This window comes from Bacillus sp. E214 (assembly GCF_008087365.1).
Lineage (GTDB): Bacteria > Bacillota > Bacilli > Bacillales > Pradoshiaceae > Pradoshia.
On record NZ_VENN01000001.1, the window covers coordinates 747,945 to 767,134 of the forward strand.

Sequence of the window (19,190 nt, forward strand, 5' to 3'; positions counted from 1 at the left end):
GGTTACGGTATTATGGTTATATTTAAAGAGTACTCTAGTGAATCTGCAAAAAGAGGTGTAGATAGAAAAATGTATTGTTTTAGGTGCCTATATGCAATATACTACCTTTGTGAATTAACATACAAATGAAAAAAACAATGCACATGATCATTAGCCAATCACAGGCTGATGATTGGTTAAGAGTTTGTTGAATAGGCATTGTTTCGCTTAAAGATTTGTCATTCACAAAAGTATAACGGTAAGTAAGATAGGTGACTATTATGAGCAGAAGTGTAAGACAATATATTGGAATTATTGCGGCTATTATCATTTACTATATCATCCATGAGGGAGCGCACCTCCTAGTAGCTTTTTATTACGGGGTTTTTAAGCAAATCAATTTCATGGGGCTCGGGGTTCAGGTGGATGTATATCATACCCTGATGACAGATATTCAGATGGGAATTTTCTGTCTGGCGGGTGCGATTGCAACTCTTGTTTTCAGTTGGCTTCTTATTATATTTTGTAAACCAATCTGTTCAGTAAAATCAAAGGTTTTCCGGACCATCGCATGGTATACCTCACTAGTCATGCTACTGCTTGATCCGCTATATTTGAGCGTACTTTGTGGATTTTTTGGTGGGGGCGATATGAATGGTATCTCACTGTTTTGGCAGGAATGGTTTGTGAGGGCTCTTTTTGCAGGAATTGGGATTGTCCATGCGTTGGTGATATTCCGGTACTTGCTACCTAAGTATACAAAGTCCTTTTCTGATTAAGATTATTAGCAATTGCAAAGGAACTAAACAAGATACAGGTGGAAAGCCTTGTGTATACCGTGAATATGTTTTGATTAGCAAGAAATTTAATAAAATGATATGAACCAAACGACTTATTTGATGCTGAGCCGAAGAACTTGTGGGAAATTCACTCTTTCTCTTTATTCGGAAGTAGAAATGCAAGCAATGAAATGATAAAAAGGAGAATGGCAAAAGATGCTGTTTCTCCTTTTATTTTTGTAAATGAACAAATAGGTTGGGAAATGTTTGGAGCAACAAGAAATCCAGTTTTAAAATAAAATGTAGCAGAATTAAAAAGGCTTATCAACGGGCAGTTGACAAAGAAACTGATTAATTAAAGCATACTCTAATTATTAAAAAGTCGGCAAAATTGAATGGAGTATTTGATAATTCTACAATTTTAGGTATACCTTAAGATAACCCAGAGATTACTCCTAAAGAGGAATATCGTTATGAAGTTTGCGTTGTTAAAAATAAAGATTTTAATGTGGTAAAACCAGCTCATGTTGGTAAATTTCCTGGTGGGAAATACGCTGTTTTCTCGCTTGATCATACAAAAGAGGCAGTCAGTTAATTTTTGGGGCAATATTTTTTCGGAGATAGAAAGAAATAATCTATCCATTAGAGAACAACTAATTATAGAAAGATATACTTCACAAATGATTGATAATCATTTGTGTGAAATATTAGTTCCTTTACGGTAACGGAGCAGGAGCAGGGACATTTCCTGAATTGCAGAATTCCAAACCTTATCTGATTTGTGATAAGATAAACATCATTTATTTGGGTTTTTCTACACGATAATCCAATATTCAAAGTAATATAATGAAAAATGAGCTATTGACTAAATATAAAATACAGCCTAGCTTCATTGTAGGGTGCAGGATTTTTGTTGCTCAAGAATGAACAATTGAAAAGCTCGTTAAGGGGTGATCACTATGCAAAACGCAAAAATATTAATCATTGAGGATGCAGAGACGCTTCGTAGAGAATTAACCGCATTTTTAAAAAATTATGGTTATGAAGTGGAAGCACCGGATGATTTTCAAAATGTCATGAACTATGCAAGTCAGGATGATGTTCATTTAATTTTATTGGATATTAATTTGCCTGTGTACGACGGTTATTATATTTGTCGCGAAATCCGTAAATACTCTCAGGTACCCATTATTATTGTGACAAGTAGAGACACGGAAGTTGACGAATTGATGAGCATGAATATAGGCGCAGATGATTTCATTACGAAGCCGTATAACACGCAAATTTTGTTGGCACGCATTGAAAATATTTTAAGAAGGACATATGCAAAACAAGAAAGTGCTGTAATGACTTACAAGGATTTGAAGCTGCATTTGGCTAATGGGACAATTTCCTATCAAGGCAAGAAAGAGGAACTAACAAAAAATGAATTAAAAATCTTACATTGTTTAATGAAAAATAATGGAATTATTGTTTCTAGAGAACAGCTGATGGAGGATCTATGGTCATCTGATTTATTTGTGGATGACAATACGCTATCTGTTAACATTACTCGACTTCGTAAAAAGATAGAAGCAATCGGTATGGAAAACCCGATTGAAACGAGACGAGGATTGGGGTATATCATGTCATGACATTGTGGGCATTTTTAAAGGAAAGAGTCGTTTTTATTACGGTTAATGTTTTTCTTTTTATGACGGTAGCATTATTTTTAGCTTTTATTTCTATACAAAAGGGTGTTATTGCTATAGTCGGGTTAGGCTGGTTTGGTCCGCTGCTTACATCTTATTTTCTTGAATTTATGAAGAAAAAACCTTTTTATGATGGGGTAATAGAAAATGTTGAAAATCTTGATCAAAAATATTTGCTATCTGAAATTATGGATGAGCCTGATTTTTTAGAAGGAAAGATTTTATATGACATTTTACGGACGAGTGACAAGCAGGTGCATGAATATGTCAACCACTACAAGACTATGCAATCGGAATACCAAGAGTATGTTGAAGCGTGGGTCCATGAAATTAAGACACCGATTGCATCTAGTAAGCTAATAATTGAGAATTATCAAGGTGGTCCGATTGTTGGCTTAACTGAGGAATTAACGAAGATTGAGGATTATATTGAACAGGCCTTGTATTATGCGAGAAGCAGCAGTGCCAGCAAGGATTATATTGTGAAGGAATTTCGTTTAAAAGAATGTGTTTCCAAAGTAATTAAGCGAAATGCAAAAGCGTTTATTCATAAAAAGATTCAGCTTAAGTTATCAGAGATAGATGATGTGGTCTATAGTGACGAAAAGTGGGTTGAGTTCATAGTGAATCAAGTAATCATTAACAGTATTAATTATTGTTATAAAGAAAATAGTTTCATCTCTATTTATACGACTAATCATGAGCATAATCTTATACTTCATATTGTTGATAATGGCATTGGTATTGATGAAAAGGATGTCGGAAGAGTATTTGAAAAAGGATTTACAGGAGAAAATGGACGCATATACAGAAAGTCAACAGGCATCGGTCTATATCTTTGCAAAATGTTGGTAGATAAGCTGCATTTAGGGATTACGATCAAATCACAGAAGGATGTAGGAACCGAGGTAAATATCATTTTCCCGAAAAGTAAATTGGTTTTATTAGAGTCTTGAGAGAAAGGCTCTTTTTTATTACGAAAATAAGATTATTACTGATTTGTGGTATGAATTTGTATGGTGGTTTTAGCCATCAATCTCCAGTGCAAGTTGACATGTAATTCGCCACTCTCACCGAAAAGTTAAGATCAATTATCTCCATCCGTCGTTTTCCTTTCCATAGACGAAGGATTCAAATCTACACGGTACTAAACTGGTAGCTTTCAAAAATGTAAGGTTTATGCAACCAACTTCAATATTTGTATTGCTGTAGGGGGGATATACTAAAAGCATAAAAGAGAGGAGAAGGTTGTTATGAATACAGTTTTGGAAGTAAAAGATATAGAGAAATACTATGGTAATAAAGGAAATGTGTCAAAAGCCATTAATCATATAAGTTTTGATGTAAAACAAGGGGAATTTGTTGGGATTATGGGTCCTTCAGGCAGCGGGAAAACGACACTGTTGAATTGCATTTCTACAATTGATCATGTAACAACGGGTCATATTCATATAAATGGTCAGGATATTACGACATTAAAGGCTGGAAAGCTTGAGAAGTTCCGCCGGGATGAGCTAGGATTTATCTTTCAGGATTTTAATTTGCTCGATACATTAACAGCGTTTGAAAATATCGCGATCGCTTTAACCATACAAGGTCGTAAGCCGGCTGATATTACAAAGCTAGTAAATGAAGTTGCCGATAAATTAGAGATTACGGCGGTATTAAATAAGTTCCCATATCAACTGTCGGGTGGACAAAAACAACGTGTTGCTTCAGCCCGAGCAATTGTAACGAACCCGTCATTAATTCTCGCTGATGAGCCGACAGGAGCACTTGACTCAAAATCTGCCCGATTACTGCTAGATTTATTTGAGAAATTAAATAAGGAGTTGCAGGCTACAATTTTAATGGTCACACATGATGCGTTTACAGCAAGCTATGCACATCGGATCTTGTTTATTAAAGATGGGGAAATTTTTAATGAACTGGTGAGAGGTGATGATACGAGAAAAGAATTTTTCGGCCGTATCATTGAGGTGGTAACACTTCTCGGAGGTGACACGAATAATGTTATTTAAATTATCTGCTCGCAATGTGAAGAGAAGCTTCAAGGATTATGCAATTTATTTCTTAACATTAACATTTGCAGTCTGTATATTTTATAGCTTTAATTCGATTTCAGCTTCGGCAGCTATGTCTAGTTTAAGTGCCAGTCAGTCGGAAATGATTCAATCGATAACACAATTAATTTCAATAGTATCTGTTTTTGTTTCGATTGTGTTAGGGTTTCTGATTTTATTCGCAAACAATTTCTTAATCAGACGACGAAAAAAAGAGCTCGGAATTTATATGACGCTAGGTATGAGTAAATATAGTATATCGTTAATAGTTGTAATGGAAACACTTTTTATAGGTGTTTTATCGTTAATGGCCGGATTATTACTGGGAATATTTATATCTCAAGGATTGTCCGTTCTAGTGGTTTCGTTATTTAAGGCAGATATGACAAAGTTCGAAGTCGTCTTTTCCAGTGAAGCGATGTTCAAAACAATGAGCTATTTTGGGATTATCTTTCTGTTCGTTATGATCTTTAATAGTTTAGTGATTTCGAAGTATAAGCTCATCGACTTGCTAACAGCCGCTAGAAAAAATGAAAGCCTGAAGATCCGAAAAATATCAACATCAATCGCGTTCTTTGTTTTATCCTTCATTACTCTTGGGATCGCTTATACTGTTATTTTAAAGTATGGTTTAACAGAAAGTTTGACTGTCACGTGGACCTGCGTTGGACTAGGGTCACTTGGAACGTTTTTGTTTTTTATGTCTCTTTCTGGATTTGCTCTTAATATGCTGCAAAGAAATAATACTATATATTTTAAAGGCTTAAATATGTTTGTTCTACGCCAAATAAGCAGCAAGGTAAATACAACCTTTGTATCCATGACTATCATTTGCTTAATGCTCTTTTTCACAATTGGTGTTTTATCAACAGGATTTAGCATAAAGGCAGCGGGAGAAAAACAGCTTGTAAATCAAGTGCCGTATGATGCAACATTCTACCTGTATGGAAAAGAAGATACGCAAATAAAGAATATAGATCAAGCGATTGAAATATTGGGTATGGACTTGGATGAGATGGGTGAAAATAGTTCCTTTGAATTATATGAAGCGGATTCTACGTATAACGAATTATTGCGTCCTTTTGCAAATGCAGAGTTAGAACAATACTTTGATATGGCAATCTCTCGTAAAAAAATCTTATTGATGAAAGAATCTGATTATGTAAAGCTTTTGCAAATGCAAGACGTTGAACCGAAAACGTTTAATAAAGGAGAAGTACTCCTAATATCAGATGATGAGACTTATTTTGATGCAGTGAATGCCTATATTAAAGAAAATCAGTCCATTCATTTGAACGCTATGGATTATACGATTGTTAATCGTCAAGTAGAGTATGTACAATATATAAATGATTATCCAGGAAGAGTTGCATTTACCGTGATTGTTCCAGATCAAGCTATTGAAGGTATGACACCTAATATGTCACTGTCTAATGTTAATTACAGTAGTAATAGTCAAGTGAATGAAGACGAGCTTTATCATTTAACTCAAAATGAAGAAGTTTATTCTAAATATGGTTTTTATGTCAACGTAATGACTAAGCAGATGTTGTATGACCAAAGTATTGGATCGTCTACAATGATTGTCTTTATGGGTATTTATCTTGGGATTGTGTTCCTCATTTCAAGTGCAGCTGTACTGGCGCTTCAGCAGTTATCTGAAGCTAGTGATAATATGGAGCGCTATAGCATGCTAAGAAAAATAGGTGTAACAAGTAAGGAAATTAACAAGGCGATATTCGGTCAGGTATTTATTTACTTCATGATGCCATTGTCTTTAGCAATCATCCATTCGATTTTTGGAATTAAAGTGGTCAATCAGGAACTTCTGATGATGGGTCAACCTTCCGTTTTCATACCGGCTTTGTTTACGGCGTTAATTATGATTATTGTATATGGCGGTTATTTCATAGCAACATATTCAGGGTACAAGCGCATTGTGAAAAATTAAAAGAGAAGCTGTGTCAAAAAAGAGTTGTTTTGGCACAGCTTTTTTACTGTTTAAATTAGGGCTTGTGGGTGTTTTTAAATGCAAAATTTACTGTTTCAGAACGAATATCTGAATTTATGGGGAATCATACTAGTAAAAGGAATAATGGTTCGAGACTATTAGTAGTGTAATTGAATAATTGAAAAACATCTGTGAAGAGACTATGGGTTTTATTTAAAATAGTCAGAAATAATAGCGCTTGTGAGGCGCGGTTACCTCAAATGAAAGATAAAAGTTTAAAATAGCCCGCCCGTAAAACGGGTGGGCTATTACAGTATCAGATGTGTTAAAAGAAACTGGGCCCTTATCTTTGATATTGAGTCAGCCATTTTAACGTTTCTTCTATTATTTCATCCTGCTGTTCTTTTGCTGAAATCGTGGATTTTCCGTCTCCATCTTGCGTTCCATACATTCCGAATTGGGCATGGTTTCCGCCTTTAACCTCATATAAAGTTGCTTCAGACGAAAGCAAATGTTTTGTATCAGCTATTTTATCAGTTGTCGTTAACCCATCAAACTCGGCATACAAGGAGAGGATGGGGAGGTCAGTTTCTGAAAAATTAATGGAATCGCTCGGATAGGAACCCAATAAGATTAAACCTCTTACATCTTCTAGATGATCGTATGCATAAGATGCTGCGGCTACGCCGCCAAGTGAATGCCCGCCTACATACCAATTCGTTATATCGCTGAACTCATCTATAATTAAATCCGCCTGATTAATATCGAGTAGGGCAAAGTTCAAGTTGACTTTTGGGACAACCACCAAATAACCTTTATCCGCTAAACCTTGGGCATAGTAGCTATATGCTTCAGGCTCTACTTTTGCACCAGGATAAAGAATGATCCCGCTTTTTGGTTTTTCTATTGGTTCGAACACAAGCCAGTTTTCTTTCATCTGATTGTCATCTAGATTTATGTATGATGTAACTTCTTCTGATGCTTTGTACGTTTGTTGGGACCAAAAATAGAAGCCGGTAAGACCCAACACAAAAATAATCAATAGTATACTTAAGCTAATTGTAATAATTTTCTTCATAAAATGTCTTCTTCTCTTTCATAAATGATATACAATTTCAATTTTAGCATAAAGAGCTTCTAAGCTATGTATAAATTCTTTCTAAAGCATAAAGCAGGTAATTCGGTTTCTTAATCAAGTAAGAATTGTAAGTCTACATCGTTCGCTGAATCGAAGCGCAAGGCAAACGCCGGTTTTTTCACCAATTTTATAGATGTGCCGGAGCAAGCAATCACTAAGGTGTTCAACACCATCATGGAAAGCAGGGTGATGCATCTGCTTGTTTTTGTGGAAAAGAAGGCAAACACGGTTAAACAGATATTTGAAGGACAAATATCTGAGGCCTTCTCGCTTCGGTTTTGAAGGAGCATCCGAATGTCATTGCCATCGCCGAGAAGCTACGCTTGGAGGAACTACCATGATTTAGTAGAATAAAAGAAAATAAGCCGGGTGGGGGAATGTTCCCGACGGTCTCTTTTGGAGGGGAATGACATGGTTGGCGTAAAAACGGTGAATCTTGACGGTGAAGAAATCTATATTTTTAATAGTGCGATATATATATTGGAAACTTCATCCGGATTTTCATTGGAGCTCGACATCATCGTGAGCGAGGTAGCCCTAAAGAAATATAGCAGTCGCGAGAGTATTATCGCTGAAATTGAGCTGAGCGATAGCCGAGTAATCAGCTCATTTATGTACATAAAATCAATTCCTGGCCGTCTACCGCAATTGAACTTGAATTGTGTGATTGATGGTCCCTATGAGTACCAGGGCTTTGACCATATCGACGAGAATGGGATTAATTTTCCAGACGTTGAGAAGGGGATTTCCCTTGCCGACATCAGGAAAGTCGAGATGCCTGATGAAAAGATCACCCTTAAGCTTACGCTGCCAATTGACCAGGTCGAATGGCTTCGTGGAAAAACATCAAAAGAACTGAAACAGATATTCAAAGCAATTATCTATGACCAGATGAATTAAATATATCTACATATTTTAAAGAAAATACACGGCAACTTTTTGGTTTTTGATATCAGAATCATTAAGGCATTGTTAAGTAGGTAAAAGTTAATTGGAAAAGCGAGTAAAAATCTCTAAAAGCTAAGAAGATAGGAGATTTTTTATACTAGAATTGGTATCTATATTTCTAATGGTGCTAGGAATATCACTCTTTCCGTTTCAAACAGTAAAATGATAGTTATGTCTTCTAAGATAATTTGAAAATAAAAGGGATATTAAGGATCTTGAGTTGTTTATATAGCTATAAGCAAGGGCTCTAACACCGTATAAAAGAACCTGTATTCCTGTGTAGGATAAATGGATTCATTGAAGTTTAATCTTTTTGATAGAGAGAAGAAAAATAAATTAATATTTCCATATATTTCTTATTGAAATATAGATAAATACAGATTAAAATAATAAAGCAGTCAACGAGAGGGTTTGAAATTAATCAATTAGAACCTCGAGGATCGCAGGTTCGAGTCCTTCATGGCTCACCATCTATAAACATGCGGGTGTGGCGGAATTGGCAGACGCACCAGACTTAGGATCTGGCGCCTTATGGCGTGGGGGTTCGACTCCCTTCACCCGCACTTATATGCGAAAGTAGTTCAGTGGTAGAACACCACCTTGCCAAGGTGGGGGTCGCGGGTTCGAATCCCGTCTTCCGCTCCAATGCCAAGTTATATGCCGGGGTGGCGGAATTGGCAGACGCACAGGACTTAAAATCCTGCGGTAGGTGACTACCGTGCCGGTTCGAGACCGGCCCTCGGCACTAGTTTTTTGCAAGAATGCGCCCGTAGCTCAATTGGATAGAGCGTTTGACTACGGATCAAAAGGTTAGGGGTTCGACTCCTCTCGGGCGCGCCACTTCTTTGCGGGAAGTAGCTCAGCTTGGTAGAGCACTTGGTTTGGGACCAAGGGGTCGCAGGTTCGAATCCTGTCTTCCCGACCATTTTAAAAAAAATGGGGCCTTAGCTCAGCTGGGAGAGCGCCTGCTTTGCACGCAGGAGGTCAGCGGTTCGATCCCGCTAGGCTCCACCATAACTAATTTAAACCCAAATAGGATTTTGGTTTTGGCGGTGTAGCTCAGTTGTTTAGAGCATACGGATTATAATCGTTCTGTCATAGATTCGAGTCCTACAAGGTTTATTATATATATGGAGGAATACCCAAGTCTGGCTGAAGGGACCGGTCTTGAAAACCGGGAGGCGGGTTAAACCGCGCGGGGGTTCGAATCCCTCTTCCTCCGCCATATATACCTTAAATACCTTGTAGTATATGGAAACAAATTATTATTGTCGCGGGGTGGAGCAGTCTGGTAGCTCGTCGGGCTCATAACCCGAAGGTCGCAGGTTCAAATCCTGTCCCCGCAATAAATGGTCCGGTAGTTCAGTTGGTTAGAATGCCTGCCTGTCACGCAGGAGGTCGCGGGTTCGAGTCCCGTCCGGACCGCCATTTACATAATGAAGTTGGCTCAGTAGCTCAGTCGGTAGAGCAAAGGACTGAAAATCCTTGTGTCGGCGGTTCGATTCCGTCCTGAGCCACCATTATAAAATAAGTTTTAATATGTTTAATCTTACCTAAGTATTATGCCGGTGTAGCTCAATTGGTAGAGCAACTGACTTGTAATCAGTAGGTTGGGGGTTCAAGTCCTCTTGCCGGCACTCAAAATAATCGGAGGGGTAGCGAAGTGGCTAAACGCGGCGGACTGTAAATCCGCTCCTTCGGGTTCGGCAGTTCGAATCTGCCCCCCTCCACCATTTATAATAGGGGCATAGTTTAAAGGTAGAACAGAGGTCTCCAAAACCTCCAGTGTGGGTTCAATTCCTACTGCCCCTGCCAATAAATATGGCGATTAGAGAGAAATGGTTAACGCATCGGATTGTGGTTCCGCCATTCTTGGGTTCGTTTTTCATCAGCCCTCCCATTGTTGCGGGTGTAGTTTAGTGGTAAAACCTCAGCCTTCCAAGCTGATGATGAGGGTTCGATTCCCTTCACCCGCTCCAAAAATATTATAATGGGCCTATAGCTAAGCTGGTTAGAGCACACGCCTGATAAGTGTCAGGTCGATAGTTTGAGTCGCCCATACTATTATTCCGCAGTAGCTCAGTGGTAGAGCACTCGGCTGTTAACCGAGCGGTCGTAGGTTCGAATCCTACCTGCGGAGCCATTTGGCCCCTTGGTCAAGCGGTTAAGACACCGCCCTTTCACGGCGGTAACACGGGTTCGAATCCCGTAGGGGTCATAAAACCATGTACAAGATGTACATGGTTTTTTTATTTGCCACCAAACTTCTGATAGCTGTTGACCTGCAATCTTTTATCTTTAGTGTGACCTACGGATGCTTATCAGATTCTAATGGTAAAAGTTGAGAGAAAATTCCTTTTGAGTAAAACGTAATAGGTTTCGAAAGGCCTTATATGTATCAAAATGAAAAAATAGATAAAAATCTAGAAACACGCATAAAATATAGTATGAAAATAGCAGTGCACACCTTCATTCAATGTGCACTGTTTTTATTATTCCCTCAATTCAATTAATAAGCTAACTTATCCCGCTATATTTTACATTTATTCCTGTCTTATTACATTGTGATATATTTACTATATGAAATATTAAAGAGGTGCTTTTGATTGAGTGACAAAGCAGTTGTTTGAATATTTATTAACCGTGAATAACCTGCGTTTTAAGGTTATCCGTGATTATAAAGAGTATGAGAAAACTTGGTCCAAGTCATCCCTTGAGGAATACGGGGAAGACGTGTATGTAATGGGGGAGGGAGAAGAGGAGGATGCTATCCTAAAAATACACAGGAAAAACCGTAGGCGATGCCGATAGCACACCTCCCGATCCCGATGAATCCATAAGGGAGTGGATTACCTACTCGTATGATAACGAGAAACATTCCCCGACAATCCCAGATTCAAAGGTGATTACAGAAGGAGATTCACACGTAGAAGTCAGGCTCGATGAGGACTCGAATCGGTTCGGTGAACATTTTGGATTTAATAGAAATAATGGAGACAGCTGAATCCAATGGAAACACTAGGCTTGTGCAGTATCGTGTGCAGCTTCTGTGCAGTATTTGTCCAATGTATAAAAATACAGGAGTAATGGGTTTTTACTGAAAATAGAAAAAGGCTCAACACCTTGATACACTTGGGGTTAAGCCTGAAGTATGGACCCCACCCTGTCAATTTACTATTCTGAATCTTATATACAATATATGCATAAATAGAGTCCAAACAGTCCACTAATTCAGGGTGCCATTGATTATTTATACAAACTGAATCTCTTAATTCCGTTGTTTATAGAAACCCATAGTATCAATTTGAATTCTTAGAAAAAATTTAGACCAGAAGCAAGGATCTGTGCGTTTGTTTAATCTGGATTATTAGTATGATATTCCTCTATATCAACTTTTAGCCGCCATTGGATTAACTATTTGTAAAATCCACAATAAAATTACTGTCTTGAGTATTGTTAGTCTTAAAATATATTTCCATCGCTTTCAATAAAAGAAGGATTTGGAAATTCTCATTAGGATCCTTAAAATCTGTCTTCAAATACTCTTTCAAGTTTTCTAGTCGATAGAGAAGTCCACTCTTTGAAATCTTTAATAAGCGTATCGTGGATTCAATTTTTAAATTATTATTTAGATATATATATAAAGTTTCTAAGAGCTCAATCCGTTTTTGTTCCTTTAATGAAAAGATTCCTGCAAATCGATTATTCGCAAGTTGCTTAATATGTTCTATATTTAAATCATTAATAAATATTGATAAAACACTAATATCTTTAAATGCAGTAATGGATGCGTTGGGGTTGGAGATGAGAGCAATTGCAGCCTCATTATAGTGAGAGTTTGCCTCCAAAATGCTATGTCCTATCTCGCTGTAACCAATTTGAACAGGATAATTAGGGAATTGTTCCATTAAAGCTTCTCTTAAATTACTAAAAACCTTCTGAACCATAGAATGATCTTTTAGAGGATGAAATAACAAAATAACTAGTTCCATCTCCTTAAAAGAAATAAGTATACGCTGTTTTTTTAAGTGTTCCCGAACAAAGTTTTCAAACTCTTTTTGAATCCTATACATATTATTATTCCTTCTCACAATAGCAACGGTGTATAGTTGGTTAATATCAATATTAAAGTAGCGAGACCTAGAAAGAATCTGATTTATATCTGTTAAACGTTGATGCAAAATATCATTAGTAAACTTGGATTCACTCTCTGCTTTTGATTTTTCTATAATAGAATTCATCATAAGTAGAACAGAAATTACATTTGTCAATTTAGATAGTATTAAATAGTCATATGAGGAAAATGTTGTTGGATGCATCGATATAACTGACAAATATGCAACGACTTTATTTTTAATGACAATCGTGTTTGTTAAACGAACATGATTATCTAATTGAACAACCTTTTTTGTGAAAGGAAGTTGCTGACGCTTTTCAAAAAAATAAGTACCTAATTGATTTCTCTCATTTTGGTCATATATCTGCATATCCTGCTCAATTAATTGTCTATCGATCTCTGATAAATTAGTAGAATGTACAAAGTTATAAAATATATCTTCTATTAAAAAGGTTCTGCCAAAAATTTTTTCAGCTTCTTTAAATATATCCTCTACTGTTGCTCCATCAATAATCGCTTGAATCATTTCACTTTGAATATTGCCAAGTTCAATCAGATCAAACGATACTTGATTTTCAGAGTTTTCATTTGATTCATCAGGTAAAGGGTTAACAGTATAAAACTCCCATGTACAATTTTCGTCACCTCTTGCTACACAGGTTTTCTCAACTACCTTTACTTCAAACTGAAAAATGGTGCTCATATAGCCAGTAGCAAATCCCATAAGTGTATGACAAACTGGTACATCACTTTGACCAAAATAATCTAGATGAACTTTTGCCTCGTAAGACTGTAACCACGTTCCTATACCATAAACAGCCTTAACTGATTTATCACCATAAAATTCCATATACCCTTCGAAAATCGAACCGTTTATATGTCCTTTTTCACAATGAAGAGTAGGCCCTTGTTTAAGTAGATCTTGTATATCGAAATATTTTTCTCTCATTCGGTGAGCTTCTGAAACCCCTAATTGATACCCATAATTAAACATTAATTCTGTTGCTTTCTCTATCCCATTTATTTCAATGATATCTGCTTTTAGAAAACTTAAAGCCTTAACGATTGCAATATTGTCGATATCTTTCTCCCTATTTTCAAGATGAAAAGTAGTCCTTTTTAAAGAAATAACACGTTGTTCCAACCTATTCCCCCCTTAATTGTAAGAAGTGCCTCAAAAAATATTGTTATTTCTCTCTTAATACTAAAATACCATAAAAAAGAAAAAACCAAACGAAATATACTGAAAACGCTTTCAAATTAATACAATTAGTCTGTTTTCAGAATATTTTATATCTAATATATTGAATGTGTAAATGATAAAAAACAAACAAAAAAGGGGAAAAGAAAATGTTACCAGAGATTGCTAAACTAGGTCATATTGCTTTAATCACACCGGATTTAAAAAAATCACTATGGTTCTTCTCTGAAGTCTTAGGTTTAGAAGAAACAGAAGTAGTGAATGGTACACATTATTTACGTGCATGGGGAGATTTTGAACACCATACACTATCGCTAAAACAAGGGGAAAAATCAAAAGTAGATCACATTGGTTGGCGTACAAAACGTCCTGAAGATGTAGAGAAATTTGCTGAATTACTAACTGAGGCTGGAGCAGAAGTGAAGTGGGTTGAATCTGGTGAAGAAGCAGGTCAAGGAAGAGCAATTCGCTTTGAGTTACCCAGTGAGCATCCATTTGAAATTTATTATGAGATGGAAAAAACGCATCCAGATCAAGACCGCAAATCCGTGCTAAAGAACCAAACTTATAAATCTTGGAGAAAAGGTGCTTCACCTCGTCGTATTGACCACGTGAATCTAGCGACTTCACACGATCCATCAGTAATTCATAAATGGTTAATTGATAATTTGGGATTTAAAATGCGTGAATATGTAGATTTAGGAAATGGAGTTATTCAAGCTGGTTGGTTAAGTGTAACTCCATTGGTTCATGACATAGCTGTTATGGCTGAACCGGAAGCTAAAACACCTAACCGTTTACACCACCTAGCTTATTGGTTTGATAATGCCCAAGATATATTACGTGCAGCTGACATTTTAAGTGAAAATGGAATTGAGCTTATTGGGCCAGGTAAACATGGTATTTCACAGGCAATTTACTTATATGTAAAAGACCCAGGTAGTGGTCATCGTGTGGAACTATTTTCAGGAAGTTATTTGATTTTTGAACCTGATTGGGAGGCTATTAAGTGGACTCCTGAAGATTTAAAAGTTGGTTTAACTTATTGGGGACAAGATCTTCAGGGAATGGATGCTGATTCAACAGAAGCATAGGAGGGACTATAATGAGCTATTCAACAGAAACTTTAGATACAGGTCGGTTTCAAACGTTCTATTGTGAAGCAGGACAAGAAAATGAAGAAGTAATCGTATTCCTACACGGTTCAGGTCCCGGAGCGAATTCAGTAAGTAATTGGCAACATATTTTACCAGAGCTTGCAAAGAACTATCATGTGATTGCTCCTGATATGTATGGATTTGGAAATACAAAACACCCCGAAGTACACCCAAAATCATTTTGGGAATGGACTCAGCTACGTGTTGAGCAACTGCTTGAACTACTTGATAAGAAAAACATAGAGAAATTCAGTCTCGTAGGTAATTCAATGGGTGGTTATGTGTCGTTAAATGTTGTTATGTATGCACCTGAACGAGTGAAAAAAGTTTTACTTATGGGCAGTGCTGGTGGAGAAACACCGCCTACTCCGGAAATAATACGAATGGTTGGTTTTTATAAAAACCCAACGTATGAAAACCTACGAAACTTAACAAGTTGGTTTGTTTATGATCCTGCAACGATTCAAGATTCATTAGAAGATATTTTAGAAATTCGATATGAAACTATTCAACGTGAAGAGATTCGCAATTCCTATTTGCAAAATATGTTCCCTATGCCTGGGGAAGGTCATATTCCTCCCAATGCATTACGTCAAATGAAACAAACATTCTTACTACTGCATGGTTTTAATGACCGATTTGTTCCAAAAGAGAGCAGTATTAATTTGATGGAACATTTACCTAATGCAGAGCTTCGTTTATTTACACAGTGCGGACATTGGCTGCAGGTAGAAAAGCGAGAAGATTTCATTAGAGCAGCTAAAGAGTTCTTCTAGTTAACTAGAATACAATAACGTGAGGTCACTAAAGAAGAGATTTTAATGTTTTTTAGTGGCCTCACCAGTATTTAAAACTCCGAATATAATATCTTCGCTAACTAAGATTTGTTATAAACTTGAAAACGTATAATAGGAGGGTTATAAATGTCAGTTGATACAAAGCAAAAATCCAAAGGATTTACAGATGTTGAACTAGAGCTTATTGAAAAAGCACGTGAAGCAGGCCTACTAGCAGAATCAGAAGTAGCAACTTCCGAAATAAATGCCTCTGTTTCTCGAAACTATGTTAATAAGTTAATTGAATCAGGAATTACTCGTGCAAATCTACCGAAAGAATATGGTGGTCCACAAATTTCGTTACGTGGCCTTGGAGAAATTGTACGTACTATCGCGTACCATAATATCTCAGCTGCATGGTTAGGTTATTTCTTCCCTTTACACAACTCCTTAACAGCACACCTTCCACAAGAAGGTAGAGACGAAATTATAAATTCAAACGGTTTGATCGTGGATGTTTTCGCACCAGTTGGACAAGTAACCGTGGTTGATGGCGGTGTTCGCTTAACAGGTACTTATAACTATACAAGCGGTGTTAACTTTGCAGAATGGATTGGTTTAGGGGCAATTGCTCAATTACCTGAATCAAATCAACCAGAATTAATTATGTGTTTCATGCGTAAAGATGAAGTGAAAGTAAATGAAAATTGGGATACATTTGGTTTACGTGGTTCAGGTAGTAACCAAGTGATTGCAACGGAAGTATTTATTCCAAGAAGACGCGTTTTAAGACTTGAATTAGCGAATGATACACGCCGTCCACCGGAGGGTTCTAATTATGATCCCGATTATCCTTATTACCATGTACCATACTTCTCTGCATTCTATCTTGGGTTTCCAAATATGGCATTAGGTGGAGCTAGGCGTTTGCTGGATGAATATAAAAAGAGAACAGAAGCACGTGTTCGTCTACATGGAGAAAATGAAAAAGATTCTCCTCGTAGTCAGCGAATTCTAGCTAAACTTATGTTGGAATATAAAAAAGCGAATGGTTTAATGGAACAATATTACGATCTATTAGCAACTTATGAAACAGAAGGTCCATACGAAAAAGGGGAGTTTTCTTCACTACGTGCAGAAATTATTAAAATTTGTCAAGAAATCGCTACGACAGTAATGGTCTCACTCGGTGGGGCATCTCTAACAAAAAATGACACAATTGAAGTGTTTGTACGAGACATCATTGCCGTAGCCACACATATAACGTCTCTATATGAAGATGCACTATACACATATGGTCGTAATTTATATGGCTATCAAGGAATTGGTATGGGCTAATTCACCTTAATAACGAGTCAAAAAATGAATGTTTATTCAATTGAAATATGAGTAAACAAGGGGGATTTAGACATGGCAAAATTAAAGGTAGCCATTTTAGGGTCAGGCAACATTGGTAACGATTTGATGAAAAAAATTCAGCGGTCCTCTTTTCTAGAGTTAACGGCTGTTATAGGGATCGATCCCAACTCCGAGGGCTTACGAAAAGCACGTGAAGCAGGTTTTCAAGCTATCGATACGGGAATTGAAGGCTTTCTTCAAACTCCAGGACTTGCAGATGTTGTGTTTGACGCAACTAGTGCTTATGCACATGTGAAGCATGCAAAGCTACTAAAAACTCACGGTAAGAGAGTAATTGACTTAACCCCAGCAGCAATTGGACCACTTACAGTACCAACAGTGAACCTTTACGAACATCAACAAGTAGATAACGTAAATATGGTGACATGTGGTGGACAAGCAACAATTCCAATTATTTATGCAGTATCTCAGCTTTATGAGGTAGAATATGCGGAAATTGTTGCCACAATTGCAAGTAAAAGTGCTGGCCCAGCAACACGTGCGAACATTGATGAATTTATCGCAACTACTTCACGTGCCATTGAGGTTGTCGGCAAAGCAAAAAAAGGAAAAACAGTTTTAATTTTAAACCCTGCTGAACCACCAATTATGATGAATGACACGATTCATCTGTTAGTAGATCATCCGGTAACAGATGAGGAAGCATTGATTGATGCACTTAAAAAAATGGAAAAAGCAGTTCAGCAATATGTTCCAGGGTATCGCTTAAAAACACGTCCATACATTGAGGGAAATCGTATCACTGTATTCCTGGAGGTTGCCGGTGCTGCTGATTATTTACCTGCTTACGCTGGTAATTTGGATATTATAACAGCTGCAGCTATTAAAATTGCTGAGGAATGGGCAAAGGCAAAGACAACTGTGTAAAGGAGGAATACGATGAAACGCGATATTATCATAACAGAAGTAGCTTTACGAGATGGCAGTCATGCGGTCCGTCATCAATTTACAGTTGAACAGGTTAGGAAAGTTGTTGCTGGCTTAGATTCAGCAAACGTACCATATATCGAGGTTGCTCATGGAGATGGTCTTGGGGGATCGACGGTTCAGTACGGCCATTCACATACGAATGAGTTTAAGCTCATCGAGGCTGCTGTAGAAACTGCCGGAAATTCAAAAATTGCTGTACTTTCCTTACCAGGAATTGCAACGAAGCCTGATATTAGACTTGCAGGAGATTTAGGTGTTTCTATGGTTCGCGTCGCTACACATGTCACGGAGGCAGACGTTTCATTACAGCATCTAAACTTAGCGAAGGAGCTGGGTCTAGAAACAGTTGGTTTTCTAATGATGTCTCATATGGCTGAACCAAGTAAAATTGTAGAGCAAGCAAAAATTATGGAAAATGGTGGAGCAGATGTCATTTATATTGTAGATTCTGCAGGTGCTCTACTTCCAATTCAGGTAGCGGATCGAATAAAAGCATTGAAACAAGAAATAAACGTTCCTCTAGGTTTTCATGCACATAATAATTTGTCACTGGCTGTGGCAAATTCATTAACTGCTATTGAACATGGAGCTGATCGTATAGATGGCAGTATCCGTTGTTTAGGAGCTGGTGCTGGTAATACACAAACCGAAGTCCTAGTAAGCATATTGGATAAAATGAATATTGTTACAGGAATTGATTTATATAAAATAATGGATGTAGCTGAAGAAATTGTAGCGCCAATTCTGCCAACACCTCAAGAGATTACACGCGGTAGCTTAGTATTGGGGTATGCGGGTATTTATTCAAGCTTCTTATTACATGCGCAAAGAGCTGCAGAAAGATTTGGTGTAGATGCACGTGATATTCTCATAGAGATCGGTAAACGTAAAGCAGTTGGTGGTCAAGAGGATATGATTTTAGAGGTTGCTGCGGAGTTGAAAAGTGGAACAGTAAAGGCTTGAAAATTATTTTTAAGCAAGTTTTGAAGATCCTTTATGTTTAAATACGAAAAATAGGCTATCCAGTAAATCTATAAAAGT

The 19,190-nt window shown here is 37.1% G+C and carries 15 protein-coding genes, 16 tRNA genes and 1 pseudogene; 29 read left to right on the forward strand and 3 right to left on the reverse strand.

Annotated features, from left to right (window positions below; all coding sequences use genetic code 11):
* The first annotated feature begins 260 nt into the window (after positions 1-260).
* The 6 genes and pseudogenes from FHY47_RS03480 to FHY47_RS03505 all read left to right on the forward strand — a co-directional run bounded on the left by FHY47_RS03480 (position 261) and on the right by FHY47_RS03505 (position 6,463).
* A complete protein-coding gene (locus FHY47_RS03480) occupies positions 261-758 on the forward strand; it encodes a hypothetical protein (RefSeq protein ID WP_148629657.1) in 498 nt (165 codons plus the stop codon).
* Positions 759-1,134: 376 nt separating this feature from the next.
* Positions 1,135-1,483 (forward strand): annotated as a pseudogene (locus FHY47_RS03485) (GyrI-like domain-containing protein); the annotation flags it as partial.
* 234 nt (positions 1,484-1,717) lie between these two features.
* Entirely contained in the window at positions 1,718-2,392 is a 675-nt protein-coding gene (locus tag FHY47_RS03490; protein ID WP_066104114.1) for a response regulator transcription factor, read from the forward strand.
* 59 nt (positions 2,393-2,451) lie between these two features.
* Complete coding sequence (locus tag FHY47_RS03495) at positions 2,452-3,405, forward strand: sensor histidine kinase (protein ID WP_262365961.1); 954 nt, start codon at positions 2,452-2,454, stop codon at positions 3,403-3,405.
* A gap of 297 nt (positions 3,406-3,702) precedes the next feature.
* A complete protein-coding gene (locus FHY47_RS03500; protein ID WP_148629658.1) occupies positions 3,703-4,470 on the forward strand; it encodes an ABC transporter ATP-binding protein in 768 nt (255 codons plus the stop codon).
* Positions 4,460-6,463, forward strand: coding sequence for an ABC transporter permease (locus FHY47_RS03505; protein ID WP_148629659.1), 2,004 nt, complete (start codon positions 4,460-4,462; stop codon positions 6,461-6,463). The genes FHY47_RS03500 and FHY47_RS03505 overlap by 11 nt, the downstream gene beginning before the upstream one ends.
* 343 nt (positions 6,464-6,806) lie before the next feature.
* Here FHY47_RS03505 and FHY47_RS03510 read toward each other — a convergent pair whose 3' ends face one another.
* Both FHY47_RS03510 and FHY47_RS19155 read right to left on the reverse strand, forming a co-directional pair.
* Complete coding sequence (locus tag FHY47_RS03510; RefSeq protein WP_066104104.1) at positions 6,807-7,541, reverse strand: alpha/beta fold hydrolase; 735 nt, start codon at positions 7,539-7,541, stop codon at positions 6,807-6,809.
* A gap of 110 nt (positions 7,542-7,651) precedes the next feature.
* On the reverse strand, positions 7,652-7,774 hold the full coding sequence (locus tag FHY47_RS19155) for a hypothetical protein (protein ID WP_262365962.1): 123 nt from the start codon (positions 7,772-7,774) through the stop codon (positions 7,652-7,654).
* Between the two features lie 238 nt (positions 7,775-8,012).
* Between FHY47_RS19155 and FHY47_RS03515 the strand changes: the two genes are divergently transcribed.
* The 18 genes from FHY47_RS03515 to FHY47_RS03600 all read left to right on the forward strand — a co-directional run bounded on the left by FHY47_RS03515 (position 8,013) and on the right by FHY47_RS03600 (position 11,360).
* On the forward strand, positions 8,013-8,501 hold the full coding sequence (locus tag FHY47_RS03515; RefSeq protein WP_066104100.1) for a hypothetical protein: 489 nt from the start codon (positions 8,013-8,015) through the stop codon (positions 8,499-8,501).
* A 529-nt stretch (positions 8,502-9,030) separates the two neighbouring features.
* A tRNA-Leu gene (locus FHY47_RS03520) sits at positions 9,031-9,112 on the forward strand.
* A 7-nt stretch (positions 9,113-9,119) separates the two neighbouring features.
* A tRNA-Gly gene (locus FHY47_RS03525) sits at positions 9,120-9,194 on the forward strand.
* A gap of 14 nt (positions 9,195-9,208) precedes the next feature.
* Positions 9,209-9,294, forward strand: a tRNA-Leu gene (locus tag FHY47_RS03530).
* Between the two features lie 18 nt (positions 9,295-9,312).
* A tRNA-Arg gene (locus FHY47_RS03535) sits at positions 9,313-9,389 on the forward strand.
* Between the two features lie 8 nt (positions 9,390-9,397).
* A tRNA-Pro gene (locus tag FHY47_RS03540) sits at positions 9,398-9,474 on the forward strand.
* Between the two features lie 13 nt (positions 9,475-9,487).
* A tRNA-Ala gene (locus FHY47_RS03545) sits at positions 9,488-9,563 on the forward strand.
* A gap of 118 nt (positions 9,564-9,681) precedes the next feature.
* Positions 9,682-9,774 (forward strand) — tRNA-Ser (locus tag FHY47_RS03550).
* Between the two features lie 47 nt (positions 9,775-9,821).
* Positions 9,822-9,895: transfer RNA gene (locus tag FHY47_RS03555), tRNA-Met, on the forward strand.
* A 5-nt stretch (positions 9,896-9,900) separates the two neighbouring features.
* Positions 9,901-9,977: transfer RNA gene (locus tag FHY47_RS03560), tRNA-Asp, on the forward strand.
* A 16-nt stretch (positions 9,978-9,993) separates the two neighbouring features.
* Positions 9,994-10,069 (forward strand) — tRNA-Phe (locus FHY47_RS03565).
* A gap of 44 nt (positions 10,070-10,113) precedes the next feature.
* Positions 10,114-10,186 (forward strand) — tRNA-Thr (locus tag FHY47_RS03570).
* Positions 10,187-10,198: 12 nt separating this feature from the next.
* A tRNA-Tyr gene (locus FHY47_RS03575) sits at positions 10,199-10,282 on the forward strand.
* Positions 10,283-10,290: 8 nt separating this feature from the next.
* Positions 10,291-10,364 (forward strand) — tRNA-Trp (locus tag FHY47_RS03580).
* 90 nt (positions 10,365-10,454) lie between these two features.
* Positions 10,455-10,528, forward strand: a tRNA-Gly gene (locus FHY47_RS03585).
* Positions 10,529-10,617: 89 nt separating this feature from the next.
* A tRNA-Asn gene (locus FHY47_RS03590) sits at positions 10,618-10,692 on the forward strand.
* A 3-nt stretch (positions 10,693-10,695) separates the two neighbouring features.
* A tRNA-Glu gene (locus tag FHY47_RS03595) sits at positions 10,696-10,767 on the forward strand.
* A 392-nt stretch (positions 10,768-11,159) separates the two neighbouring features.
* Entirely contained in the window at positions 11,160-11,360 is a 201-nt protein-coding gene (locus FHY47_RS03600) for a hypothetical protein (RefSeq protein WP_140461395.1), read from the forward strand.
* Between the two features lie 599 nt (positions 11,361-11,959).
* Here FHY47_RS03600 and FHY47_RS03605 read toward each other — a convergent pair.
* Positions 11,960-13,810: a V4R domain-containing protein gene (locus FHY47_RS03605; protein WP_148629660.1), complete on the reverse strand. Its 1,851-nt coding sequence runs from the start codon at positions 13,808-13,810 to the stop codon at positions 11,960-11,962.
* A 206-nt stretch (positions 13,811-14,016) separates the two neighbouring features.
* Here FHY47_RS03605 and FHY47_RS03610 point away from each other — a divergent pair, with 206 nt between their 5' ends.
* The 5 genes from FHY47_RS03610 (at position 14,017) to dmpG (ending at position 19,112) form a co-directional block, all read left to right on the forward strand.
* The gene (locus FHY47_RS03610; protein ID WP_148629661.1) at positions 14,017-14,961 is read left to right on the forward strand and encodes a VOC family protein; all 945 of its coding nucleotides are present in this window, start codon (positions 14,017-14,019) and stop codon (positions 14,959-14,961) included.
* An 11-nt stretch (positions 14,962-14,972) separates the two neighbouring features.
* Complete coding sequence (locus tag FHY47_RS03615; RefSeq protein WP_262365963.1) at positions 14,973-15,800, forward strand: alpha/beta fold hydrolase; 828 nt, start codon at positions 14,973-14,975, stop codon at positions 15,798-15,800.
* A 147-nt stretch (positions 15,801-15,947) separates the two neighbouring features.
* A complete protein-coding gene (locus FHY47_RS03620) occupies positions 15,948-17,138 on the forward strand; it encodes an acyl-CoA dehydrogenase family protein (RefSeq protein WP_066104087.1) in 1,191 nt (396 codons plus the stop codon).
* Between the two features lie 72 nt (positions 17,139-17,210).
* A complete protein-coding gene (locus FHY47_RS03625) occupies positions 17,211-18,086 on the forward strand; it encodes an acetaldehyde dehydrogenase (acetylating) (RefSeq protein ID WP_148629663.1) in 876 nt (291 codons plus the stop codon).
* Positions 18,087-18,098: 12 nt separating this feature from the next.
* The gene (dmpG, locus tag FHY47_RS03630; RefSeq protein ID WP_066104081.1) at positions 18,099-19,112 is read left to right on the forward strand and encodes a 4-hydroxy-2-oxovalerate aldolase; all 1,014 of its coding nucleotides are present in this window, start codon (positions 18,099-18,101) and stop codon (positions 19,110-19,112) included.
* Positions 19,113-19,190: the final 78 nt, after the last annotated feature.